The 25,076-nt window shown below is 67.7% G+C and carries 19 protein-coding genes; 14 read left to right on the forward strand and 5 right to left on the reverse strand.

Translation table 11 applies throughout. The features are described 5' to 3' along the window. Positions 1-250: 250 nt before the first annotated feature. The gene (locus D7316_RS24945) at positions 251-1,762 is read left to right on the forward strand and encodes an amino acid permease (protein WP_124710646.1); all 1,512 of its coding nucleotides are present in this window, start codon (positions 251-253) and stop codon (positions 1,760-1,762) included. Between the two features lie 143 nt (positions 1,763-1,905). Continuing rightward, complete coding sequence (gene ahcY / locus D7316_RS24950) at positions 1,906-3,372, forward strand: adenosylhomocysteinase (RefSeq protein ID WP_124710647.1); 1,467 nt, start codon at positions 1,906-1,908, stop codon at positions 3,370-3,372. Positions 3,373-3,477: 105 nt separating this feature from the next. Here the strand turns inward: ahcY and D7316_RS24955 are convergent, their stop codons facing one another. Continuing rightward, complete coding sequence (locus D7316_RS24955; protein ID WP_232017239.1) at positions 3,478-4,059, reverse strand: Rv0361 family membrane protein; 582 nt, start codon at positions 4,057-4,059, stop codon at positions 3,478-3,480. Between the two features lie 344 nt (positions 4,060-4,403). Further along, positions 4,404-5,039 (reverse strand): dTMP kinase, encoded by a 636-nt coding sequence (locus tag D7316_RS24960; protein ID WP_124710649.1) that lies wholly within the window; start codon positions 5,037-5,039, stop codon positions 4,404-4,406. 117 nt (positions 5,040-5,156) lie between these two features. Between D7316_RS24960 and mtrA the strand changes: the two genes are divergently transcribed. The 3 genes from mtrA to lpqB are packed head-to-tail and all read left to right on the forward strand — an operon-like array spanning position 5,157 to position 9,341. Then, positions 5,157-5,834 carry an MtrAB system response regulator MtrA gene (mtrA, locus tag D7316_RS24965; protein ID WP_408610052.1) on the forward strand — a complete coding sequence of 226 codons (678 nt, stop codon included), beginning with the start codon at positions 5,157-5,159 and terminating at the stop codon, positions 5,832-5,834. Next, positions 5,831-7,579 (forward strand): MtrAB system histidine kinase MtrB, encoded by a 1,749-nt coding sequence (gene mtrB, locus D7316_RS24970; RefSeq protein WP_232017072.1) that lies wholly within the window; start codon positions 5,831-5,833, stop codon positions 7,577-7,579. The genes mtrA and mtrB overlap by 4 nt, the downstream gene beginning before the upstream one ends. Then, positions 7,566-9,341, forward strand: a complete 1,776-nt coding sequence (lpqB, locus tag D7316_RS24975; RefSeq protein WP_124710650.1) for an MtrAB system accessory lipoprotein LpqB — start codon at positions 7,566-7,568, stop codon at positions 9,339-9,341. The genes mtrB and lpqB overlap by 14 nt, the downstream gene beginning before the upstream one ends. 20 nt (positions 9,342-9,361) lie before the next feature. Here lpqB and D7316_RS24980 read toward each other — a convergent pair whose 3' ends face one another. After that, entirely contained in the window at positions 9,362-10,063 is a 702-nt protein-coding gene (locus D7316_RS24980; protein ID WP_124711568.1) for a ComF family protein, read from the reverse strand. Between the two features lie 556 nt (positions 10,064-10,619). On the opposite strand from D7316_RS24980, the gene hpf reads away from it, so the two are divergent. The 3 genes from hpf (at position 10,620) to D7316_RS24995 (ending at position 15,130) form a co-directional block, all read left to right on the forward strand. After that, positions 10,620-11,438, forward strand: a complete 819-nt coding sequence (gene hpf / locus D7316_RS24985) for a ribosome hibernation-promoting factor, HPF/YfiA family (protein WP_124710651.1) — start codon at positions 10,620-10,622, stop codon at positions 11,436-11,438. Positions 11,439-11,548: 110 nt separating this feature from the next. Continuing rightward, positions 11,549-14,380, forward strand: a complete 2,832-nt coding sequence (secA, locus tag D7316_RS24990; protein WP_124710652.1) for a preprotein translocase subunit SecA — start codon at positions 11,549-11,551, stop codon at positions 14,378-14,380. Between the two features lie 207 nt (positions 14,381-14,587). Continuing rightward, positions 14,588-15,130, forward strand: a complete 543-nt coding sequence (locus D7316_RS24995; RefSeq protein WP_232017073.1) for an Rv3235 family protein — start codon at positions 14,588-14,590, stop codon at positions 15,128-15,130. 15 nt (positions 15,131-15,145) lie between these two features. Here D7316_RS24995 and D7316_RS25000 read toward each other — a convergent pair whose 3' ends face one another. Next, on the reverse strand, positions 15,146-16,225 hold the full coding sequence (locus tag D7316_RS25000) for a 2,3-butanediol dehydrogenase (RefSeq protein ID WP_124710654.1): 1,080 nt from the start codon (positions 16,223-16,225) through the stop codon (positions 15,146-15,148). 165 nt (positions 16,226-16,390) lie between these two features. Here D7316_RS25000 and D7316_RS25005 point away from each other — a divergent pair, with 165 nt between their 5' ends. The 6 genes from D7316_RS25005 (at position 16,391) to D7316_RS25030 (ending at position 23,784) form a co-directional block, all read left to right on the forward strand. Further along, a complete protein-coding gene (locus D7316_RS25005) occupies positions 16,391-17,908 on the forward strand; it encodes a wax ester/triacylglycerol synthase domain-containing protein (protein ID WP_124710655.1) in 1,518 nt (505 codons plus the stop codon). A 96-nt stretch (positions 17,909-18,004) separates the two neighbouring features. After that, positions 18,005-18,571: a DUF6912 family protein gene (locus tag D7316_RS25010; protein WP_124710656.1), complete on the forward strand. Its 567-nt coding sequence runs from the start codon at positions 18,005-18,007 to the stop codon at positions 18,569-18,571. 95 nt (positions 18,572-18,666) lie between these two features. Then, positions 18,667-19,836 carry a ferredoxin reductase gene (locus D7316_RS25015; protein ID WP_124710657.1) on the forward strand — a complete coding sequence of 390 codons (1,170 nt, stop codon included), beginning with the start codon at positions 18,667-18,669 and terminating at the stop codon, positions 19,834-19,836. 52 nt (positions 19,837-19,888) lie between these two features. After that, the gene (locus D7316_RS25020) at positions 19,889-20,989 is read left to right on the forward strand and encodes a GNAT family N-acetyltransferase (RefSeq protein WP_124710658.1); all 1,101 of its coding nucleotides are present in this window, start codon (positions 19,889-19,891) and stop codon (positions 20,987-20,989) included. A gap of 215 nt (positions 20,990-21,204) precedes the next feature. Beyond that, the gene (locus D7316_RS25025) at positions 21,205-22,518 is read left to right on the forward strand and encodes a fatty acid desaturase family protein (protein WP_124710659.1); all 1,314 of its coding nucleotides are present in this window, start codon (positions 21,205-21,207) and stop codon (positions 22,516-22,518) included. Positions 22,519-22,584: 66 nt separating this feature from the next. Continuing rightward, entirely contained in the window at positions 22,585-23,784 is a 1,200-nt protein-coding gene (locus D7316_RS25030) for a fatty acid desaturase family protein (protein ID WP_124710660.1), read from the forward strand. Here D7316_RS25030 and D7316_RS25035 read toward each other — a convergent pair. Then, on the reverse strand, positions 23,735-25,057 hold the full coding sequence (locus D7316_RS25035) for an MFS transporter (protein ID WP_124710661.1): 1,323 nt from the start codon (positions 25,055-25,057) through the stop codon (positions 23,735-23,737). The genes D7316_RS25030 and D7316_RS25035 overlap by 50 nt on opposite strands. Between the last annotated feature and the right edge of the window lie 19 nt (positions 25,058-25,076).

A 25,076-nucleotide genomic window follows, 5' to 3' on the forward strand; every position in this document is an offset into this window, starting at 1 on the left:
GTCCTGCGCCGGGAGGCCGGGATGAATCGGTCGGGCGCGGGACGGGCCGGGTCGTCTTTCCGGGGCCCGACATCAAACCGCGCGACCACGGACTGAGCCACCGCGTGCGCCGCGGCCGACACGCGAACGATCAATCGGCACGCGCGTCGGGTGACGGTCGGCTAGCGTTGGCAATCGCTTCACCAGACGTTCGCGACGATCGAGTCGGCCAGCGATCCTGACCCCGGCTCGGAAACCGGGAGGCCCACGGATGTCCAATCCGCTCACCCGCATCAAATCCATCGAGCAGTCGATGGCAGATACGGACGAACCCGAACACAGTCTCCGCAAGAACCTGTCCGCCTGGAACCTGATCGTCTTCGGTGTGTCGGTCGTGATCGGCGCGGGCATCTTCACCATCACGGCGTCCACCGCGGGCAACAAGGCAGGCCCGGCCATCTCACTGTCGTTCGTGATGGCCGCGATCGCGTGCGCGCTCGCCGCCCTCTGCTACGCGGAGTTCGCCTCGACGGTCCCCGTCGCAGGATCGGCGTACACGTTCGGCTACGCGACCTTCGGCGAGTTCCTCGCCTGGATTCTCGGCTGGGATCTCATCCTCGAGTTCGCCGTCGGTGCGGCGGTCGTCGCCAAGGGGTGGTCGAGTTACCTCGGCAGTGTCTTCGGATTCGCCGGCGGCACGGTCGACATCGGTGGCCTCGCGGTCGACTGGGGAGCGATGGCGATCATCGCCGTGGTCACCACCCTGCTGGTGCTGGGCACGCGACTCTCGTCGCAGGTGTCCGCGGTCATCACCGCGATCAAGGTCGCCGTGGTGCTGATGGTGATCATTGTCGGCTTCTTCTACGTCAAGAGCGAGAACTACGCGCCGTTCGTCCCGCCGGCCGAAACCGGTGCGGGGACGGAGAAGTCGGTCGATTCGACGCTCTTCTCCCTGATGACCGGCGGCGGCGACAGCGCCTACGGTTGGTACGGCGTCCTGGCGGCTGCGTCGATCGTGTTCTTCGCGTTCATCGGCTTCGACGTCGTCGCGACCACCGCCGAGGAGACCCGGAATCCGCGCAAGGACGTCCCGCGCGGCATCCTCGGCTCGCTGGCCATCGTGACCGTCCTCTACGTTCTCGTCACCATCGTCGTGACCGGCATGGTCAGCTACAAGCAGCTCGCGACGGGCCCCGACGGCGACGCCAAGAACCTGGCGGACGCATTCGCGTTGAACGGCGTGACCTGGGCCGAGAAGATCATCGCGATCGGTGCTCTGGCCGGTCTGACGACAGTGGTGATGGTGCTGATGCTCGGGCAGTCGCGGGTGCTGTTCGCGATGTGCCGCGACGGCCTGCTGCCGCGGTCGTTGTCCAAGACGAGCACGCGGTTCGGCACGCCCGCCCGACTGACGATCCTGATCGGCGTGGTCGTCGCGATCGTCGCCGGCTTCTTCCCGATCGACAAACTCGAAGAGATGGTGAACGTCGGCACGCTGTTCGCGTTCATCGTCGTGGCCGCCGGTGTCGTCGTGTTGCGGCGCACCCGACCCGATCTCGAGCGCGGCTTCACCGTGCCGGGTGGACCCGTGATCCCGGTTCTCGCCATCCTCGCCTGCCTCTGGCTGATGCTGAATCTGTCGGCGCTCACCTGGATTCGGTTCATCGTCTGGATGGTGATCGGTGTGGCGATCTACTTCCTCTACAGCCAGCGCCACTCGATGGTCGGCAAACGTGAGCGTGGCGAGGTCGCCGACCCGGTCGGATCACCAGAGCGTCAGTAGCCCGGATCCCGGCCGGCCCGGGCCGGCGCTCCAGTGGTCGGCCCCCGACGGGTTCCAGCCCGGTCGACGGGGTCCGATAGCCTGAGTCGAACGCCTTCCGCACTGCACGAGCAGTGCCCGACAGCGAACGACAAGGGGAACAGATGACGACTGCGCAGGCTCCGCACGCCGACAGCCGCAACGGGATCGACTTCAAGGTGGCCGACCTGTCCCTCGCGGACTTCGGCCGCAAGGAGATCGAGTTGGCCGAGCACGAGATGCCGGGCCTGATGTCCCTGCGGCGCGAATATGCAGATGTGCTGCCACTCAAGGGTGCTCGCGTCTCGGGCTCGCTGCACATGACGGTGCAGACCGCGGTGCTGATCGAGACGCTGGTCGCGCTCGGCGCGGAGGTCCGCTGGGCCTCGTGCAACATCTTCTCCACCCAGGACCACGCGGCGGCCGCGATCGTCGTCGGCCCCCACGGCACCCCGGACGAGCCGAAGGGTGTCCCGGTCTTCGCGTGGAAGGGCGAGACCCTCGAGGAGTACTGGTGGGCCGCCGAGCAGATGCTGACCTGGCCGAACGAGCCGGCGAACATGATTCTCGACGACGGCGGCGACGCCACCATGCTGGTGCTGCGCGGCGCCGAGTTCGAGAAGGCGGGCGTGGTCCCGCCGGCCGACGACGACCACTCCGCCGAGTACAAGGTCTTCCTCGAACTGCTGCGCGCCGGCTTCGAGTCGGACAAGTCGAAGTGGACGACGATCGCCGACTCGGTCCAGGGTGTGACCGAGGAGACCACCACCGGTGTGCTGCGCCTGTACCAGTTCGCCGCCGCGGGTGAACTGACGTTCCCGGCGATCAACGTCAACGACTCGGTCACCAAGTCCAAGTTCGACAACAAGTACGGCACCCGCCACTCGCTGATCGACGGCATCAACCGCGGCACCGACGTGCTGATCGGCGGCAAGAAGGTCCTCATCTGCGGCTACGGGGACGTGGGCAAGGGCTGCGCCGAGTCGCTGGCCGGCCAGGGCGCACGCGTGCAGGTCACCGAGATCGATCCGATCAACGCGCTGCAGGCGCTGATGGACGGATTCGACGTCGTGACGGTCGAGGAGGCCATCGGCAACGCCGACATCGTCATCACCTCGACCGGCAACCTGGGGATCATCACGCTGGCGCACATGCGTCAGATGAAGAACCAGGCCATTCTCGGCAACATCGGCCACTTCGACAACGAGATCGACATGGCCGGACTCGAGAACTCCGGCGCCAAGCGGATCACCATCAAGCCGCAGGTCGACCAGTGGATCTTCGACTCCGGAAACTCGATCATCGTGCTGTCCGAGGGCCGACTGCTGAACCTGGGCAACGCCACAGGTCACCCGTCGTTCGTGATGAGCAACAGCTTCTCCAACCAGGTGATCGCGCAGATCGAACTGTGGACCAAGAACGACGAGTACGACAACGAGGTCTACCGCCTGCCCAAGCACCTGGACGAGAAGGTGGCGAAGATCCACGTCGAGGCACTCGGCGGCACTCTCACCAAGCTCACCAAGGAGCAGGCCGAGTACATCAACGTCGACGTCGACGGTCCGTTCAAGCCTGAGCACTACCGCTACTGACCCACCCACATCCCGGCAGCACCCGACTTCCTCACGGAAGGCGGGTGCTGCCGGCGTATCGGGCTTTTCCCGGCGCGAGAACGGGTGGCCGGGCGGGGGGAGTCGCTATGTCCCGATGTCGGGTTCGGCGCCTGGGCAGACGAACCAGGTGCCGTTCTCGCGGGCGAAGCTCTCGGGGTTCTGCTTGGTCGTCGACCGCTGATTGCCTACCTCGAGGTGCGTGCTGACCGTCGACTCGGCCGAATCGCCGGTCACCGTGACCTCGGACAGTTCCTCGAGGACGACATTGCCGGTGATGTCGAGGGGTTTGGTCACCTGCGAGCGCACCGGCGTGCACACCGATGCCTGGATGCGCGCGACGCTGCGCGAGTTCACCGCGTCGACGAAGTTCTGCATCGCCGACCGGATGGCACTGACCTCGGCCTGACTCGCGGCCGACTCTCCGTCGGGCGACGACGTCGTGGACGATGCGGTGCTCGACGTCGTGACCGCGACGTCACCGTCGTCGGACCCGGAGCTGCGTACGGCGACTGTGACGACCAACGCGGAGACCGCGACCACGGCGAGCACCCCGGCGACGATCGCCGCGATCACGCCGCCGTTGCGGCGCGGTGGCGGCGGCGGTGGGAACGGCGGGGGATAACCGCCGGGCATCGGTCCGAACGGTTGATACGGCGGCGGGGCCATCGGACCCGCCGTGTACCCGGGACGGCCCGGAGGGGGCATGGGTGGCGGCGTCGACGGTTGCCGAGGTGACTGCTGCTGAGGTGACTGCTGGGGTGCTGGCTGCTGGGGCGGCGGATACCCGCCCGACCCGCCCGGCCCCTGCCGCCGGGGATCGGGCTGCCCATGACGTGGTGCGTGCGGACCGGCCGGGAACGGCCCACCAGGACCTCCGGGACGTCCGCCCGGCGGACCCGGCGGAAACGACGATGCGCCGCCGCCCGGCGGTGGCTGGTAGGTCATGCGGCGTCCTTCCCGCGGTGGGTGAATTTCAGGCTATCGAACTCGCCGGTGTTCGGCACGGATCGTCATTCGCGCGACAGACGAGCCGCCAGGTCGGCGACGTCACCGTCTGCGGTGGAGAGCCAGGGCGACATCCAATTCGACTGGGCCAGTTGGCGATACACGCCATCAACGCGGAGCTGGAGGTCACTGTCGCGCTCGTAGAGATCCTGCGGCCGCGACGCGTCGGTGGCCGCGCGATGTGCCGCTCGGTCCATCGCGACCCGCGGCGGTACCCCCAGGAGTACATGGTGGTCGGGTGCGGGGAGGCCGAAGCGGTCGAACTCGAGGTGCCGAACCCACTCGACGACCTCTCCGTCGCTGTCCTGGCCGAGCCTCGCCGCGTTGTAGGCGGCGTTCGACGCGACATAGCGGTCGAGCAGCACGATGTCGTGATCGGCGACGGCGGCGCGGATCTCGGCAGCGGCATCGGCCCGGTCGAGTGCGAACATCAACGCCATCGCGTACACGCTGTCACGCAGATCCCCGTGCCGGCCGTGCAGGGCCTCCGCGGCCAGGTCCGCGGTGACGGATGCGCCGTAGCGGGGGAAGGTGAGTGTCCACACGCGCAGACCGTCGCTGCGCCAGCGGTCCACGAGAGCGGTCACCAAGGTGTTCTTGCCGGCGCCGTCGAGTCCTTCGACCGCTATGAGTTGGCCCACGGGGGCGATGGTAACGGCCGCCGCGGAACTGTTCCGGCCACCCCATCGAGGTGCGTCGCGACGGAACTCGGCGCGTCATGGCCGCGGTTGGGTCACGATGGTGTCACCATTGAACGCATGAAGCCTCGCATCCTTGTCGTCGATGACGACGCCGCGCTCGCCGAGATGCTGACGATCGTGCTGCGGGGTGAAGGTTTCGAACCTTTCGTGGTGGGTGACGGGACCCAGGCGCTGACCGCCGTCCGCGAGGTCCGTCCGGACCTCGTCCTCCTCGACCTCATGCTTCCCGGGATGAACGGCATCGATGTGTGTCGGGTGCTGCGGGCCGATTCGGGTGTCCCGATCGTGATGCTCACCGCCAAGTCCGACACCGTCGACGTGGTCCTCGGTCTGGAATCCGGTGCCGACGACTACATGGTGAAGCCGTTCAAGCCGAAGGAACTCGTCGCGCGTGTGCGTGCGCGTCTGCGGCGCACCGACGAGGAGCCGGCCGAGCTGCTGTCCATCGGGCCGGTGGAGATCGACGTCCCCGCGCACAAGGTGACCCGCGACGGTGTGCCCATCTCGCTGACCCCGCTCGAGTTCGACCTCCTGGTCGCCCTGGCGCGCAAACCGCGACAGGTCTTCACCCGCGACGTCCTGCTCGAACAGGTGTGGGGATACCGCCATCCGGCGGACACTAGACTCGTCAATGTGCATGTCCAGCGTCTACGAGCGAAGGTCGAGACCGACCCGGAGAATCCCGAGGTCGTGCTGACGGTGAGGGGGGTCGGCTACAAGGCCGGCCCGCCGTGATCGGTCGACCCCGCCGCCGCGTCAACAGCACCTTCGGGCGCATCACCCGCGCCGTGAGCAGTATCGGTCGAGCCTTCGGGAAGATCTGGCGTCGATCGCTGCAGCTTCGCGTGGTGGTGTCGACGTTGGTGCTGTCTTTTGTCGTGATCCTGATCCTGGTGTTCGTTCTGATCAGCCAGATCACCGACCGTCTGCTCGACGTCAAGCTGGCGGCCGCCACCGAGGAGGTGGAACGCGCCCGCGTCGCGGTCGAGCGCGACCTGACCAGCAGTGACGGCAACATGTCCGTGCAGAACCGGCTGCGCCAGACCCGGTCGCTGCTGACCGATCGGGACGTCGACACCAGCGAGAACTCGGGGACCGTCGGCACCTTCGACACCGTCCTGCTGGTACCCGGCACCGAGGAGAACGGCAGCGACAGCGGGGTCGGTCCGTCCACGGAGATCCCGGACAATCTGCGCGACATGGTGCAGGGCGGCCAGGTCGCGTACCAGTATTCGTCGATCCCCAACGCGTCCGGCGGCAGCGAGCCCGCCCTCATCGTCGGGACCCCGACGAACTCGGCGGTGCCCGGTCTCGAGTTGTATCTCGTGTTCCCGTTGACGAGCGAACAGAACACGGTCGATCTCGTCCGGGGCACGTTGCTGACCGGCGGTGTGGTCCTGCTCGGCCTGCTGGCCGCCATCGCCTGGCTGGTGTCGAGGCAGGTGGTGTTGCCGGTGCGATCCGCGTCGCGCATCGCGGTGCGGTTCGCCGACGGCAGGCTCAAGGAGCGGATGCCGGTGCGCGGCGAGGACGACATGGCGCGGCTGGCCATGTCGTTCAACGACATGGCCGAGAGCCTGTCCAAACAGATCACCCATCTCGAGGAGTTCGGCGGACTGCAACGGCAGTTCACCTCGGATGTCAGTCACGAACTCCGGACGCCGCTGACCACCGTCCGGATGGCCAGCGACGTGCTCTACGAGGGTCGCGACGACCTCGACCCGGTGCGCAAACGGTCCGTCGAGCTCCTGGACAAGGAACTCGACCGGTTCGAGACGCTGCTCAACGAACTGCTCGAGATCTCCCGTCACGACGCCGGCATGGCCGAACTGGCCGCCGAACGGATGGACATGGCGATCCCGATCGACGGTGCCCTCGCCACCGTCGGTCATCTCGCCGAGGAGACCGGCACCGAACTGGTCCTCGACCTGCCGACCGAACCGGTGATCGCCGAGATCGATCCGCGTCGCGTGGAGCGGATCCTGCGCAATCTGCTGGCCAACGCGATCGACCACGGCGAGCGCAACCCGGTCGTCCTGACCATGCGGTCGGACGGCGATGCGGTCGCGATCACCGTGCGGGACAACGGTATCGGTCTGCGGCCCGGTGAAGAGAAACTCGTGTTCAACCGGTTCTGGCGGTCGGATCCGTCCCGGTTCCGGCGCTCGGGCGGCACCGGGCTGGGGCTCGCGATCAGCATCGAGGACGCCCGGTTGCACCAGGGGCGTCTCGAGGCGTGGGGTGAGCCGGGCAAGGGTGCGTGCTTCCGGCTGACGCTCCCACTGGTGCGGGGTCACAAGGTGCTCGGCTCGCCGCTTCCGCTCAAGCCGGTCGGTGGCATCGCGCGCACGTCATCCGGCGCTCGGACCAGCACTCAGAAGAGCCCCGCGCTGAAGTCCGAACCCGACGCGGGTCAGGGCGATCCCACGGCGCGGACGGCGGAGAGCAATCCCGGGGGAGGTGGCGGTGTCACCGCCTGACAGGACCATCGGCCGTCGACGACCGTGGCACCGCTCCCGGTGGGCGGTGCCGATCGCGCTGGTGCTGGCCTGCCTGCTGGCTGCATGCGGCTCGATCCCGAACAACTCGTCGCCGCAGCCCATCACGGCGTTCGCGCGCCAGGGTCCCACGAACGCCGTGCCGGTCCCGCAACGTGACATGGACCCCGAGGCGCTCGTCCGTGCGTTCCTCAAGGCGACGGCGGACCCCGACGCCGGTCACGGCGCGGCGCGCAACTTCCTGACGACTGCCTCCTCGGAGCAGTGGGACGATCGTGGCGACATGCTCGTCGTCGACGAGATCAACGTCTTCGTCGACCAGCGCAGCGAGGACGCGGTTCGGCTGCGGCTGATCGGGGACAACGTCGGGACGCTGAAATCGGACGGTCAGTTGCTGCCGGCGACCGGGCGGGTGGAGACGACCCTGGCGCTCACCCGGGTGGGTGACCAGTGGCGCATCGACGGCCCGCTGCCCAACGGGACCATGATCGACCGCAACCAGTTCGACGCGGCGTATCGGGCGGTCACCCTCTACTTCACCGACCGCAACCTGCAGCGCCTGGTGGCCGACCCGCGCTGGCTCTACGCCGGCAAGGACACCGAGCCGACGGTGCTGATCAACCATCTGATCGCCGGGCAGGCCGCCGATCTCGACGGATCGGTGGACAGCGGTTTCCCCAACGGCGCGGCGCTGCGCGGCCCGGTGTCGTCGCTGTCCGGCGGTGGCGTGCGGATCGAGCTCACCGGCATCGGATCGAGTTCGGTGCGTGACCGCACGGCGCTCGCGGCGCAGATCATCTGGACCCTCGACGGCGCCGACATCGGTGGTCCGTACATCATCAACGCCGACGGTGGGCCGTTGATCCCGGAGCGTGCGTCCGGATGGCAGACCGCGGATGTCCGCTCGTTCGACCCGACCGCCGTACCGGCGACCGACGTCGGGCTCAACATCATCCGGTCCGGGGCGCTCCTCAAGGTCACCGACTCGGGCACCGTCCCGGTCGGCGGCCCCCTGGGCACGAGCACTGCGGTGCGTTCGGCGACGATCTCGTCGGACGGCCAACGGACCGCTGCGGTACTCGCACGATCGAATCCGACTCCGAGACTCGACCTCGCGATCGGGCCCTACGGCGCCGAGCCGGGGGTGGCGGTGTCCGGGAACTCGATCACCAGGCCGTCGTTCGGGCAGGACGCGAACACGGTGTGGGCGGTTCTCGACGGCCGACCCGTTCAGTGGGTGCGCCACGAGAGTGGTGCCAGTGATCGGCTGACCAGCGTCGACGCCTCCTCGATCGCGACCGTCGCACGTGGCGCGATCACCGAACTCCAGGTCTGTCCCGACGGGGTGCGGGCGGCTCTGATCGTCGGTGGGCAGGTCGTGTTCGCGGTGATCTCGACCAATGCCGAGGGTGCGGTGTCGCTGACCAGCCCGCGGATCGCGGCATACAACATCGGCAACCGCGCGGTGTCGCTGGACTGGGCGTCACCGACGACATTGATGATCGCCCGCGATGCGGTCGAATCGCCGGTCGTGCAGTTGGCCATCAACGGCACCCCGGCGGTGGGTCTGCTGAGCGGGAACCTGTCGCCGCCGGTGCGGGCCGTGGTGGCCGACCAGTCTACCGTCTACGTCGGCGACACCCGCGGCGTCCTGCGGCTGGGCAGTGCCAACGGCCAGCCCGACCAGTACTGGACCGAGGTCGAACCGGCGATGTCCCCGAACGCGGTCCCCGTCCTGCCCTGACGTCGGCGATCCGGGTGCGCTCAGGCGCCCGCGACCACCACCACGGCGTGCACGGTGATGCCCACGGACGCGAGCACCCGGGCCGACTCGGCCGCGGTGGCCCCGGTGGTCAGGACATCATCGATCAGCACCACGGCACCGGGGTCGTGGCGCAGCGAACGCGTGCGACGGACGCGGATGGCGCCGGCGAGGTTGCGTACCCGGTGTCGGGCGTCGAGGCCGGCGGAGTCCCGCGCCCAGGTCGAGGTCACCAGCAGGTCGGGGACCCGCACGCGCGGACCGAGATCCGCCGCGGCCACCCGGGCGATCGCGGCGACCGGATCGCCGCCACGACGTCGGGCCGACGCTCGGCGGGTGGGGGCAGGGACGAGGGTCAGGAGGTCGCGGTCGGGGAGTTCACCCCACCCTGCCAGCGTGCACAGCGCACCGGCCAGTGCGCGCCCCAGCGGCGCGCGGAGATCTCGCCGACCGTGCTCCTTGAGCGCGATCAGCGAGTCGCGGTAGGCGCCCCGGTAGCGGCCGAGCGCCCACGCGTCGACGCCGATCTCCACCCGGGGGTCCAGCCGTATCGGGACGTCGGCGAGGGTGGTGGCGCAGTCGGGACACCACGGCACCCCGACGGCCCCGCAACCGCCGCACACCGTGGGCAGGACGAGGTCCGACCCGGATCGCAGGATCTCGGACACGTGGGCGGCCACGCCGATTCGTCGGCGCGCGGCCATCTGCCGAGCGTGCCACGCCGCCGGGTCGCCGCGTCGTCCCACCACGGCGATCGGGCCGCTCTGTGGAGAACGGGCCACCTGTGGACAACCGACCCGGCGACACGCCCGCGCGCCGGACGAGAACGCGGGCCCGATGACCCGGCCCCACCGGGACCTGAGTCCCGACCTGTGCCGGGACACGCCTCACGTTGGGCCGAAACGTGGCCAGTGGGCAAACTTCGGGCTACCGTCGTAGGCACAACAGGTAGCCGCCGCTTTTCGCGAGGAGGTGAGGCCCCTGCCCGTGAGTGCCAGCCGTCGGCTGGCATGGCCACGATTCCTGACCGACAACGAAGGCGTCAGCGCGACAACGGATCTGACGCGTCGCTGAAAAGACAATGCCAGGTTCTCCCATCGGGGCGCAGCGGCAGCCCCCGACGGCATTCACGAGAGCGGACCCTCCGCCGACAGCGACGTTTCCCACAGCGGCACCATGCCGCCCGTACCGGTGGGGCAGATCGGATGTCCGAGGCACCTTGGCGTGGTCGGCCCGGGACCATCTGAAGGAGGAAGTTGTATGTCAACAGTCATCCATCGAAAAGGCCACCGCGAATCGAAGGTCGGTGAGCCGCGTCCTGCCGAGACGACCCGAGATACCGCGGACGAGCAGTCCTCGCCGGCCGATGATCCGGCGTTCGACCCCAGTTTCGCCTTTGTCCGCCCGGCCGGCACCGTCGACGACGACGAGCCCGCCGAACCCACTGCCAAGGTCGGTATCAGCGGCCGCAACGTCGAGATCCCCGAGCATTACCGCATCTATGTCGGCGACAAGCTCGCCAGACTGGAGCGGTTCGATCCCTCCATCTTCCGATTCGACGTCGAGCTGAATCACGAACGCAATCGCAGGCAGTCCAAGGTGTGTCAACAGGTCGAGATCACCGCGATCGGCAAGGGCCCCAAGGCGCGTGCCCAGGCGTGCGGTGAGAACTTCTACGCCGCGCTCGAGGCAGCCCTCGACAAGCTCGAGTCGCGTCTGCGCCGGGTGAAGGACCGTCGGCGGGTCTCCTACGGCAACCGCCGCCCGATCTCGGTCGCCGAGGCCACCGAGATCGGGGCACCGCTGCTGCGTGCCGATCAGTTGAATGCGCAACCGGACCCGGGCGCGGTGAACAACTCGACCGAGAAGGCGTACGACGACGGCGTCGACGATCACGAGCCCGGTCAGGTCGTCCGGATCAAGGAACACGATGCGGTCCCGATGTCGGTCGACGACGCCCTCTACGAGATGGAACTGGTCGGCCACGACTTCTTCCTGTTCCACGACAAGGAGTCGGACAAACCGTCCGTGGTCTACCGGCGGCACGCCTTCGACTATGGGTTGATCCGCCTGGCCTGACACCGATCAGGTTGCGCTCAGCCAGCCGTGAGTACCATGGGATCCGGCCTGTACCGAGTGACAGGCCGGATTTCGTGTGTTGTCGACATGAGTGAGGGACTCGATCAACGGTGCTGAACAAGCTGCTGCGCGTCGGTGAAGGCCGGATGGTCAAGCGTCTGGATGCGATCGCCTCGCATGTCGAGGGCCTCTCGGACGAGGTCGAGGCGCTGACCGACGCCGAACTGCGCGCGAAGACCGACGAATTCAAGGAGCGCATCGCCGACGGTGCGTCGCTCGACGAACTGCTGCCGGAGGCCTTCGCGGTGGCCCGCGAAGCGGCCTGGCGCGTCCTCGAGCAGAAGCACTTCCACGTTCAGATCATGGGCGGCGCCGCGCTGCACTACGGCAACATCGCCGAGATGAAGACCGGAGAGGGCAAGACCCTGACCTGCGTGTTGCCGGCCTACCTGAACGCGCTGTCCGGAGACGGTGTGCACGTGGTCACCGTCAACGACTATCTCGCCAAGCGTGACTCCGAGTGGATGGGTCGCGTCCACCGGTTCCTGGGGCTCGACACCGCGGTGATCCTCACCGGGATGAACTCCGACCAGCGCCGCGAGGCCTACTCCGCCGACATCACCTACGGCACCAACAACGAGTTCGGCTTCGACTACCTGCGCGACAACATGGCGCACACCCTGGCCGACCTGGTTCAGCGCGGCCACAACTACGCCATCGTGGACGAGGTCGACTCGATTCTCGTCGACGAGGCCCGCACCCCGCTGATCATCTCCGGCCCGGCCGAGGGATCGAGCAAGTGGTACGTCGAGTTCGCTCGTATCGCGCCGCTGCTCGAGAAGGACGTGCACTACGAGGTCGACATCAAGAAGAAGACGATCGGCGTGCACGAGGCCGGTGTCGAGTTCGTCGAGGACCAGCTCGGCATCGACAACCTGTATGAGGCCGCGAACTCGCCGCTGGTCAGCTACCTGAACAACTCGATCAAGGTCAAGGAACTGTTCCACCGGGACAAGGACTACATCGTCCGCAACGGTGACGTGCTGATCGTCGACGAGTTCACCGGTCGCGTTCTGGACGGCCGCCGCTTCAACGAGGGCCTGCACCAGGCCATAGAGGCCAAGGAACACGTCGAGATCAAGGCCGAGAACCAGACCCTGGCCACGATCACACTGCAGAACTACTTCCGCATGTACGACAAGCTCGCCGGCATGACGGGTACCGCCGAGACCGAGGCCGCCGAGTTCGACCAGATCTACAAGCTCGGTGTGCTGCCCATCCCGACCAACAAGCCGATGGTCCGCAAGGATCAGACCGACCTGATCTACAAGACCGAAGAGGCCAAGTTCGACGCCGTCGTCGACGACATCACCGAGCGGCACGAGAAGGGCCAGCCGGTGCTGATCGGTACCACCAGCGTCGAGCGATCGGAATACCTGTCCCGCCAGCTCGAGCGTCGCGGCATCCCGCACAACGTGCTGAACGCGAAGTTCCACGAGCAGGAGGCGCAGATCATCGCGGAGGCCGGTCGGACCGGTGCGGTCACCGTCGCCACCAACATGGCCGGCCGCGGTACCGACGTCGTGCTCGGCGGCAACCCCGACATCATCGCCGACACCCGCCTGCGCAAGGCAGGGCTCGATCCGGTCAACACCCCCGACGAGTACGAGGCGGCATGGCCCGAGGCCATCGAGGTGGCCCGTACCGCTGCGGCCGAGGAGGCCGAGGCGGTCAAGGAGGCCGGTGGTCTGTACGTGCTCGGCACCGAGCGTCACGAATCGCGCCGCATCGACAACCAGCTGCGTGGTCGTTCCGGACGCCAGGGGGACCCGGGTGAATCGCGGTTCTACCTCTCGCTGGGTGACGAGCTGATGCGTCGATTCAACGGTGCCGCACTCGAATCCATCATGAACCGGGTCAATCTGCCCGACGACGTGCCGATCGAGGCGAAGATGGTCACCAAGGCCATCCGGAGCGCGCAGACACAGGTCGAGCAGCAGAACTTCGAGGTCCGCAAGAACGTCCTCAAGTACGACGAGGTGATGAACGAGCAGCGCAAGGTCATCTACGGCGAGCGCCGCACCATCCTCGAGGGCGAGGACCATCGCGCCGAAGTGCAGACCATGATCGACGACGTAGTCGGCGCCTACGTGGAGGGCGCAACGGCAGAGGGCTACGCCGAGGACTGGGATCTCGACGAGTTGTGGAACGCGATCCGCACCCTCTACCCGGTCACACTCGACCCGAAGAAGGTCGTCGGCGAGAACGAGTTCGGTGAGCGCGACGACATCAGCGCCGACGAACTCAAGGAGACCCTCGTCGCCGACGCGCACCAGGCGTACGAGGCTCGCGAGGCCGAGATCGAGGAGATCGCCGGCGAGGACGCCATGCGCCAGCTCGAACGCACCATCCTGCTCACGGTGCTCGACCGCAAGTGGCAGGACCACCTCTACGAGATGGACTACCTGCGCGAAGGCATTCACCTGCGCTCGATGGCGCAGCGCGACCCGGTGGTCGAGTACCAGCGCGAGGGTTACGACATGTTCACCGGCATGCTCGAGGGCCTCAAGGAGGAGACACTCCAGTTCCTGTACAACGTGCAGGTCCAGACCGAGCCGGCGCCGGCGGCCGCTGCCCCGGCGTCGGTCCCCGCGGCGGCGCTTGCCGGGTCCGGGAATGGTGGCACGCCTGCCGCCGCACCGGTCACCGACCAGCAGGAGGTGCCGGCGGCACTGCGTGCGGTCGGGGTCGAGCAGTCCGACGTCCCGATGACGTACTCCGGTCCGGCCGAGGGCGGCGGAACCGAGGTCCACTCGGCGGAGGAGGAGCTCGACGATCCGGCACTGGTGTCGGCGAGCCGGCGGGAACGTCGCGCTGCTGCCCGGGACACCGCGAAGGGCGGCCGCGCCAAGCCGCCGAAGGCGAAGAAGCGCCGCCGCTGAGGCCGCGCACGTCGACGCTCGATCCCTGAACAGCGGCGCAGCGGGGATGGGCGGAACGTCAGGCAAAGGCCTGCAAAAGTATTTCGGTCGGATGTGGAACCGACGACGACCCCGCTGCGTCCGATACTCATGGAGACGCCTCGAGTCCTGATCCGGCCGGCCCCGCCCTACGAGCCACCGGGCCGACCCACGGATACGCCCGGGCCAATGGCGCCGGGTCCGCCCGCCGTCGTCTCGTCTGACGCGCCGCGAGCGGCCGGGTCGCCGGTCACCGTCGCCCGAGGCGCCTCGCCCCGCGCCCTGGCCGTCGCGACCACCGAGGCGCGGCGGTTCTCCATAGGCACGCTGACCCTGCTGCTCGAGATCATCGACCGCCGTCGCGGCCTGAACCAACTCGAGGCCCATGCGCCCGCCCACCTGCTCGAGCAGGTGGCGACGCTGGTGCGCATGCACGACTCGTCGCGCCGTGGATCGACGCGCCAGGGATCGACGCGCCAGGGATCGACACGGGGCGGCGCATCGTCGGTGCACGACAATGCGGCCACCCTGCGTCGGGTGCACATCCAGATGTGCGGGCCGGGGGCTGCAGAGATCTTCGGCAGCTATCGACGAGGCGAGCGGGTGCGGGCGTTCGCGGCGCGGATCGAGCAGATGCCGTGCCGGGTGCGGTCACCGAGAGGTCAGTCCCGGGTCGGCCTGTCACGAATGGTCGAATACCGTTGGCAGCTGGTCGCTTTCACGCTCGTCTGAGTGTGTGGCGGTACTTCACACACCGGCCCCGGAGGGCGACACCAGGATCTTGACCGCTGTCTCGTTGCGGTGGATCAGGGTCTCATATCCCTCGTCGATCAGGTTGTCGAGGCCGATCCTCCCGGTGATGAACGGCGCGAGGTCGACCTTGCCCTCCTCGACCAGCGCGATCGCTGCGGGATGATCGTTGACGTAGGCGATGGTGCCGCGCATGTCGATCTCCTTGAGCACCAGCTTCTGCATCTCGACCGATCCCGGGTGGCTCCAGATCGACACGACGACGAGCACACCGGTGGGCTTCAGGGCGTCGAAGAGGGTGTCGAGGGCCGGCTGCACGGAGGTGCACTCGAACCCGACGTCGGCGCCGCGGCCGTCGACGGTCAGCTCCTTGACCCTGGCGACGACGTCCTCGCTGGTGGGGTCGACGATGTGGTCGCCGACCCCGGCGTCGAGGGCCTTCTGACGTCGCATCGAACTCGGTTCGCTGATGATCGTCGTGATGCCGCGCGCCTTGCAGACCGCGGCGGTGAGCAGACCGATCGGGCCGGCGCCGGTGATCAGGGCGACCGCGCCCGCTTGTGCGCCGCTGCGTTCGACGGCGTGGTAGCCGACCGACAGCGGTTCGATGAGGGCGGCCTGATCGAGTGGGATGCTCGACGAGATCGGGTGCACCCAGCGACGCTTCACCGAGATCTTCTCCGCGAGCCCGCCGCCGCAGCCGCCGAGCCCGATGAAATTCATGTCCGCCGACAGGTGATAGTCGTGGCTGGCCGGTCCGGTGTCGACATCGTCGTACAGGATGTACGGCTCCACGACGACATGATCGCCGACCGACACGTCGTCGACGTCGGGGCCCACCGCGTACACGACCCCGGACATCTCGTGTCCGATGGTGACCGGCGCACTCTCCTTGCTGATGGGTTGGGGATGACCGGCCGGCGGGATGAAGATCGGTCCCTCGGCGTATTCATGCAGGTCCGTACCGCAGATCCCGCACCAGGCGACGTCGATCCCCACCATGCCGGGGCCCACCTCGGGTTCGGTGATCTCTTCGATCCTGATGTCGCCCCGGTCGTAGTAGCGTGCTGCCCGCATGATGATCTCCCTCGTCGCTGATGGGTGTACCGCTGATGGGTGTACCGCTGTCCTGACTTCACCGTCGCGGGAGGGCGTGGTCAACGGTTGCACCCGGTTGCACCCGGTTACAGCGGACCGGTGGATCGGCGGGGCGGCCGGCGTCATGACACTAGGATCATCGGTGTGGTGAACCGACTCTCCCCGCGCGATGCGATGTATTACTTCCTCGACGAGTCCGGTTCCACGACGCATCTGGGTGCACTGCTCATCCTCGATCCACATGACCTGGAAAAGCGCGCTGCCGCACGTGCTTCCCGATCCAAGAAGGCGACGTCGGCGGTCGATCCCGGGACGGCACAGGGTTCGTCGGGTACCACCTCGGGTGCCACACCTGTGACCCTGGACTACCCGCGCCTCGTCGCGCTGGTCGAGAATCGTCTGCAACTCGTCCCGCGATATCGCCAGGTGGTGCGGGAGGTGACGCTCGGACTCGCCCGTCCGGTCTGGGTGGACGACCCCGATTTCGACATCAACTTCCACATCCGACGCTCCGGTCTCCCGCGTCCGGGCGAGACCGCGCAACTCCAGGACCTGATCGCCCGGGTGATGTCGCGACCGCTGGACCGGACCCGACCGCTGTGGGAGATGTACCTGATCGAGGGTCTGCCCGACGGCAAGCTGGCCATCCTCACCAAGACCCACCGGTGCATGGTCGGTGGTGACTGGACGCTCGAGATCAGCGAGGTCATCTGCGACGAGGTGCGTGCCGTCGAGCCGCTGCCCGAGGATCTGTGGATGCCGGGGTCTCCGCCCGGCAGCACCAATCTCGCAATCGGCGCGCTGGCCGAGGCGCTCTCGCGGCCCGGCGATCTGGTGGATTCGTTGGTACACGGGAACTCGGTGATCGCGGATCTGCGGACGACCGCGGAAGTCGCGCTGCGCCGGGTCGGCGGCATCGTCCAGCAGATCACCGACTCGGCGCCGTCGAGCAGGCTCAACAGCTCGACGACGTCGACGAGGATCTTCGCGGTGGCGTCCGTGCCGCGCCGCGGGTGCGCCAAGATCGCCGATCGATACGACTGCACCGTGAACGACGTCGAGCTCGCGATCATCTCCGGGGTCATGCGGCGCTGGATGCTCTCGTTCGACGAGTCGGTGCAGTCCGGCGACACCGTGCGTGTGGTGCTGCCCTTGTCGGCCCGCGATCCCGCTATCGAGCGGCGGGTCGACGCCGACGGACGCTGGATCACCGTCGGCAAGCCCAGCTTTGTCACGGATCTTCCTGTGGGAGAGGATAATCCGGCGGTGCGGTTGGCTCAGGTCGCGGGTCTGGCCAATCGGCACGCGCAGTCGTCACGGCGCCTGTCGATGGGTCCGCAGCCGCTGCTCCCGGAGCTCGGGGTGGTGCCGTTCCCCGAACTCAGTTCGCGCGCGTTCCGCAGCCTCAACCGCCGCAACTACAACGTGCCGGTCGCGATGGGAACGTCGCCGGTGGCCGGTCGTTATGTGGCGGGATGCCCGGTCGCGGAGATGTTCGCGATCCCTACCTTGATGGCCCAGCGTGCGCTCGCGATCACCATCACCGACTATCACAACACCCTGCAATTCGCCTTCCTCGCCGACCGCGGGGTGATCAGCGACCTCCCGGCGATGACCGACTACGTCACCGAGTCGTACGAGGAACTGCTGGCCACCAAGTGAGCTCGCGACCCGGGGGTCTCCCGCGCGGCGATAAGGTTGGCCACAGATCACGGTTGTATCGAGGGTGCGGGAATCACAGGTGAGGGAACGGGTGCGATGAGGGTGTATCTGCCGGCGACGTTGGCCATGCTGATGGAGCTCACCGAGACAGGCGAGTTCCGTGCGATCGGGGGGACCGGTTTCGCGCTGACGCCGGCGTTGCGGGAATCGTTCCTGTCCGGCGACGACGAGGAACTCGCCGAGGTCGCCATCCGGGAGGCGGCGCGGGCATCGCTGCGGTTGATGGCGGGGGAGGCCCCCGAGCCCGCCGACGCCGACGCGGATGCCGACCTCGCCGCCGACGCGGAGGTCACCAAGCCCGGTGACACGCCGAAGCTCCCGCCGCGACGCGCCGTCGTCGCGGCCGATGTCGCCGATGTCACGTTGCACCCGGAGCTCGATGACGCGGTGGTCAAGATCCGTGGCCCGGTGCCGCTGTCGGCGATCGCGTCCGTGCACGTGGACGGTGCGGAGGCCGAGGACAGCGTGCGTACCGCCGTGGTGGTGATCGACGCCGCCGATCTCGGCGACCAGGACGCCGAACTCGCCGTCGGTGACGTCGAGGACCACGATCTCGCGTGGTTCGCCACCCAGGAGTTGCCGTTCCTGCTCGAACTGCTCTGACGCGCGGTTGCGCCGCGCACCCCGTCGCGTAACCTACGGAAGCGTAGGTTGTCGATGCGTGGTCCACGGGCCATGCGAGTGAGGTGGTGGCGCACATGGGTTGGCTCGAACGTTTCGAGGAACCGGTGGCCGATATCGCGGCCCGTAGTCGCGGTGCGCACTGGGCCCGCGCCGCCTTTGCGCGGATCACCACTCCGCTGCTGCCCGACGACTATCTGCATCTCGCCAACCCGTTGTGGTCGGCGCGCGAACTGCGCGGCAAGGTCGTCTCCGTCACGCCGGAGACCGAGGATTCGGCGACCATCCGCATCCGGCCCGGCTGGGGGTTCTCCCTCGACTACACGCCGGGACAGTACGTCGGCATCGGCATCCTGGTCGAGGGTCGGTGGACGTGGCGGTCGTACTCGCTGACGTCGGTGCCGGTCGCTGCGATCCCCGCGGCGGCGATGTCGGGTGCGACGACCCGAACGACCGCGCTCGACGACGCCCACGACAAGACCATCGCGATCACGGTCAAGGCGATGCCCGAGGGTTTCCTGTCCTCGCACCTGGTGAACGGACTGCAGCCGGGCACCGTGGTGCGCTTGGCCGCACCCCAGGGTGAGTTCGTCCTCCCCGAGCCGCTGCCGGCGAAGGTCCTGTTCGCGACCGCGGGGAGCGGAATCACCCCGATCATGTCGATGCTGCGGATGATCCGGCACCGGGGCCAGCACACCGACATCCGGCTCGTGCACTCCACCCCGACGCCGGCCGACCTGCTGTTCGGTGACGAGCTGGCCGCGATGGCCGACGACGGGGTGATCGATCTGCACATCCAGCACACCCGCTCGGACGGCAAGGTGACCCCCGACAAGCTGGCCGAACTCGTACCGGACTGGCGCGAACGCGAGACCTGGGCCTGTGGGCCGGCCGGATTCCTCGACGGGCTGCATGCGGCGTTCGACGCCGCCGGGGTGAACGACCATCTGCACATCGAGCGATTCGCGCTCGAACGCGGTGCGGTCGGCGCCGAGGGTGGCACCGTGACCTTCGGCCGGTCCGGTCGGACCGCCGAGATCGACGGGGCGACAACGCTGCTCGAGGCGGGGGAGTCCGCCGGCGTCATCATGCCGTTCGGCTGCCGGATGGGCATCTGCCAGAGCTGCGTGGTGATGCTGGACAAAGGCTGTGTACGGGACCTGCGGTCGGGGACCGAGCACGTCGAGGGTGAACGCATCCAGACCTGCATCAGCGCCGCGGCCGGAGACTGCACCCTCGACGTCTGATCGGATTGTCGCGAGCCGCTCGTCGCGGGCATCGAGGCACTAGGCTGGCCGTGTGCGAGCCGAAGCCGTCGAGTCCCATGACGCCCCCGTCCTCGCCGACGGAGCGGTCACCCTACGCCCCCACATCCGGGAAGATCTCGATCGGATGGTCGAACTGGCCGCCGATCAGGAGATGCTGCGGTGGACCCCGATCCCCGCACCGTACGGACGGTCCGCCGCCGAGCGATTCGCCTTCGACTACGCCCCTCGCTGCTGGGTCGACGGCACCCGGATGGTGTGGGCGGTGGAGTTCGCCGGTCGCTTCGTCGGCACCGTCGACATCACCGGCGAGGGCGTGCTCACCCACCTGAGTTTCGATCTCCATCCCGATGCCCGCGGTTGGGGTGTCATGACGCGTGCCGTCGCGCTCGCGCTGGACCACGCGTTCGGTGAAGGCGGCAAACAGGTCGTGCGGTGGACGTCGCGTGCCGGCAACATTGACTCGCTGCGCGTCGCACACGCCTGCGGTTTCCGGCTCGACGCCGCGATCCCGGACGGTGTGGAACTGCGCGGAGAGACCCACGAGGCGTGGGTCGGTTCGATCCGGGCCGGCGACCCGCGGACGCCCCGGACCACATGGCACGCCACCACATTCGAGACCGAACGGTTCCGCCTCCGGCCGCTCCTGGCCACCGACGACGAACGCATTCGGGAAACCCTCGACGATCCGGTGTCGCGCAGATACCTGTTCGAGCGTCCGTCACCGCTGACCCTCGCCGAGGCGTCCGGCGAACGGATCCGCAAGTGGTGGACGGCGGCTCGCGGTGACACCTGCACCTGGGCCGTCGCAGGTCTCGACGACGATCTCTATCTCGGTGACATCACCTTGCTCGGCATCGACGAGGTGACGGGTGCGGAAGCGGGTTTCTACACGCATCCGGACGCGCGCGGGAGCGGTGTGCTGGGGGAGACGTTTCCCGCCGCGGTCCGGCACGCGTTCGACGTCCTCGGTCTCCGTCGTCTGACACTGTTCGCCGCAGACAGCAACAAGGGCAGCAAGGCGCTCGCCGAATCGGCGGGCTTGCGATGGTTCGGCACGCAGCCGCTCGCGGCGCGATCCGACGGTGTGCTCGAGGACCTCGTCGGCTACCAGTTGCTGCGCGAGGACGCCTGAGCGCGACGCCCGACCTGCTCGTCCGATCGGTCTCGTCGATCCGGACAGGCCACGGAGTGTGCTGGCTCACATTCGTACCCGACCTCATGGCAAAGGGTGGACACATCGCGGTCCGGCAACCTACGCTTGCGTAAGTTACGGAATGGTAGGTCCGGCCGGGTGATCCCCGGCGGCCCTACCGACCACCATCTCCGAGAAGAATCCCGGGAGGGCGCATGGCGATCACCGACATCCCCGAATACGCACATCTCTCCGCTGCCGACGTGGAGGCGCTCGGCGCCGAGCTCGACGCGATCCGTGCCGACATCGAGGCCGATCGCGGTGAGCGCGACGCACGCTACATCCGGAACACGATCCGCTTCCAGCGCGGCATGGAACTCGCCGGGCGGGCCCTGATCTTCGGGTCGTCGAAGCGGTCCATGTGGTGGGCCGGTGCCGGTGCCCTGGGTATCGCCAAGATCGTCGAGAACATGGAACTCGGCCACAACGTGATGCACGGGCAGTGGGATTGGATGAACGATCCCGAGGTGCACTCGACGAGCTGGGAGTGGGACAACACCGATCCCTCCGCGCACTGGAAGCACACCCACAACTACATCCATCACAAGTATACCAATGTCCTCGGCATGGACGACGATGTGGGCTACGGCCTGCTGCGGGTGACCCGCGATCAGCGGTGGCAGCCGTTCTATCTCGGCAACCTCGCCTACAACACGCTGCTCGCGGTCGCCTTCGAATACGGTGTCGCCGCACAGCATCTCGAGCTGGCCAAGAAGCGTCGGACGCCAGAGGCGAAAGAGCAGTTCCGTCGTGACCTGGCCGATGTCGGCAAGAAGGTCGGCAAGCAGGTCGCCAAGGACTACGTGGTGTACCCGGCCCTGGTGGCCGGCGCGACCGGCCGCAAGGTCGGCGTGGGACGTGCGTTCGGCAAGGCCGTCACCGCCAACCTCACCGGCAACGTGATCCGCAACATCTGGACCAACGCGGTCATCTTCTGCGGTCATTTCCCCGACGGTGCGGAGAAGTTCACCAAGCAGGACGTCGACAGCGAGACGCAGGGCGAATGGTATCTGCGACAGATGCTGGGCAGCGCCAACTTCCGCTGCGGACCCGTGCTCGGGTTCATGAGCGGAAACCTGTCGTATCAGATCGAGCACCACATCTTCCCGGACCTGCCCAGCAACCGACTGGCCGAGATCGCCATCCGTGTGCAGGCGCTCTGCGAGAAGTACGACCTCCCGTACACCACGGGCTCGTTCCCGCTGCAGTACGCGAAGTCGTGGCGCACCATCGCCAAGCTCTCGCTGCCGGACAAGTATCTGAAGGCCACCGCCGACGACGCGCCGGAAACCGCGTCGGAGCGCCGCTTCAAGGGCGACGTGCCCGAGGGGATGCGGCTGCAGTCGGTCGTCGACCCCGCCACCGGCCGACGTCGAGGCCTGCGATCGGCCATGCGTGCGCTGCGTCGTGGCCGCGGTCGCCGCATCGCCCCGGCAGCCTCACCCGCACAGCAGCGCCGAGCGGCCTGATCGGGTGCGGTCGGGGGACCGACGCCCGTGGGCCGCGGGTGCGGCCTGCGGGCATAATGGAGCGCGATGGCGATAACCGATATCAACGCCTACGCCCATCTCACCGATGCGGACGTCGAGGCATTGGGTGCAGAACTGGACGCGCTTCGACGTGAGGTCGAAGCCGACAGAGGCGTGCGCGATGTCCGCTACCTGCGCCGCACCATCTACGCGCACCGTGCTCTCGAGGTGGCCGGGCGGCTGGCGCTCATCGGCAGCCACAAACGATCACTGTGGTTGCTCGGCACCGGTGCGCTCGCGCTCTCGAAGATCATCGAGAACATGGAGCTCGGCCACAATGTGATGCACGGGCAGTGGGATTGGATGAACGATCCCGAGGTCCACTCCACCACGTGGGAGTGGGACATGGTCTGCGCGTCGCCGCATTGGAAGCACTCCCACAATTACATCCATCACAAGTACACCAATGTCGTCGGGATGGATCACGACGTCGGTTACAAGATCCTGCGGGTCACCCGCGACGAGGAGTGGGAGCCGCGGCGCCTGCTCCAGCCGTTCTTCAACGTGGTCCTGGCGGCCACGTTCGAGTGGGGGATCGGGCTGCACGACCTCGAACTCAAAGAGGTCCTCAACGGTACGAAGCCGAAAGACGTCGCCGTACCGCAGATCAAGGTGTTCCTTCGCAAGATCGGCAAGCAGGTCGGCAAGGACTACGTGCTGTTCCCGGCCATGACCGGTCCGAACTTCGTGCACACCCTGACCGCCAACCTGAGCGCGAACCTGATCCGCAACCTGTGGGCCTACCTGGTCATCTTCTGCGGCCATTTCCCTGATGGCGCAGAGAAATTCACCGTCGACTCGCTCACCGACGAGACGCCGGGGCAATGGTATCTGCGGCAGATGCTCGGCACCGCGAACTTCGATGCCGGCCCGGCCATGGCGTTCCTGAGCGGCAATCTCTGCTACCAGATCGAGCATCACCTCTACCCGGATCTGCCGAGCAACCGGTACGCCGAGATGTCCGTGCGGATCCGCGAACTCTGCGACAAGTACGACCTGCCCTATACGACGGGTTCCTTGTTCGTGCAGTACATGCAGACCCTGCGGACCATCAACAAGCTCGCGCTGCCGGACAAGTTCCTGCGCGACACCGCCGACGACGCCCCCGAGACCGCGTCGGAGCGTCGGTTCGCCGGCATGCCCCGGACGCGCGGCCTCAAGACGGCGATCGCCGAACTGCGTCGGAAGAAGTTGTCGCGGAAGTGATCCCTGCGCCCCGCACCATCGCGCGCAGCTCCGCATGCGCCGCCCGACCCTGAACCGGATGCTCGCGCTCGGTCCAGGAGAACAACGCCCACGCGGCGAATCCCACTATCGCCGAACCGATCCCGATCTCGCAGACCAGCCCCCACCCGCCGCTCTGATACGCCCATCCGCCGACCGACGATCCGATGACCCCGCCGGCGAAGTAGGCGACCATGTACGCGGTGGTCAGCCGCGACCGTGCCTGCTCGTCCAGCGAGTAGACCCCGGTTTGGTTGGCCAGTTGGACGCCCTGGACGCCGAAGTCGAAGACCAGCAACGCGATCACTAACATCACGACCTCGTTGCCACCGGCCCAGAGCAACAGCCAACCGACGATCTGTGCGCCCCACACCCCGTACTGCGTGTGACGCAGGTAGCCCCGGTCGGCGAGTTTGCCGACCACGGGTGCGACGAGCGCGCCGGCCACTCCGGCGAGACCGAAGAGGCCGATCTCCGCCTCGGAGTACGAGTAGTGCGAGTCGCCCGCCCCGGCGAGCAGGAATGCGATCGCCGTCCACATGCAGCTGAAGGCCGCCATGCTGAGTCCACCGAGGAACATCCGGTGTCGCAGCACATCGTGGGTCCCGACCAGGGTGAGGATCGACCGCAGGACCTGCGGATAACTCTGTCCCGAACCTGCCGCCGCAGGGCGGGCGACGGGCGCGCGGAACCACACCGCCGCGGCCATCAGCACCTGCAGGCCCGCGGCGACGAACAGGATCGCCCGCCAACCGCCGACCTCGGCGACCAGGCCACTCACCACGCGGGACAACAGGATTCCGATCAGCAGTCCGCTCATCACGTTGCCGACCACGGCGCCGCGCTCGTCCGGCGCCGCGATGGCGGCGGCCCACGGCACCACGATCTGCGCCGCCGACGCCGACACCCCGACCGCGAACACCATCGTCAGCAGGCCACCGTAGGCCGGCATCAGCCCGGCGGCCACCAGCGCAAGGCACGACACCAGCAGTAGGCCGGTGACGAGACGGCGGCGATTGACGAAGTCGCCCAGCGGGACGACCAGCGCGAGGCCCAGGAGATAGCCGATCTGAGTGACGGCGATCAGCAGACCGGCCGTCGCGGTCGAGATCGAGAAGTCCATGCTGATCTCGTGCAGCAACGGCTGCAGGTAGTAGAGACAACCGGCCGACGATCCTGCGGTCACCGCGAAGAGGAAGACCACGAAGCGACTGAGATGGGCCTGCGCGCGGGCGGGATCGGTCAACGTTGCCATGAATCCATCTTCCCGGCGC

Source organism: Gordonia insulae, assembly GCF_003855095.1.
In the GTDB taxonomy this organism is placed as follows: Bacteria; Actinomycetota; Actinomycetes; order Mycobacteriales; family Mycobacteriaceae; genus Gordonia; species Gordonia insulae.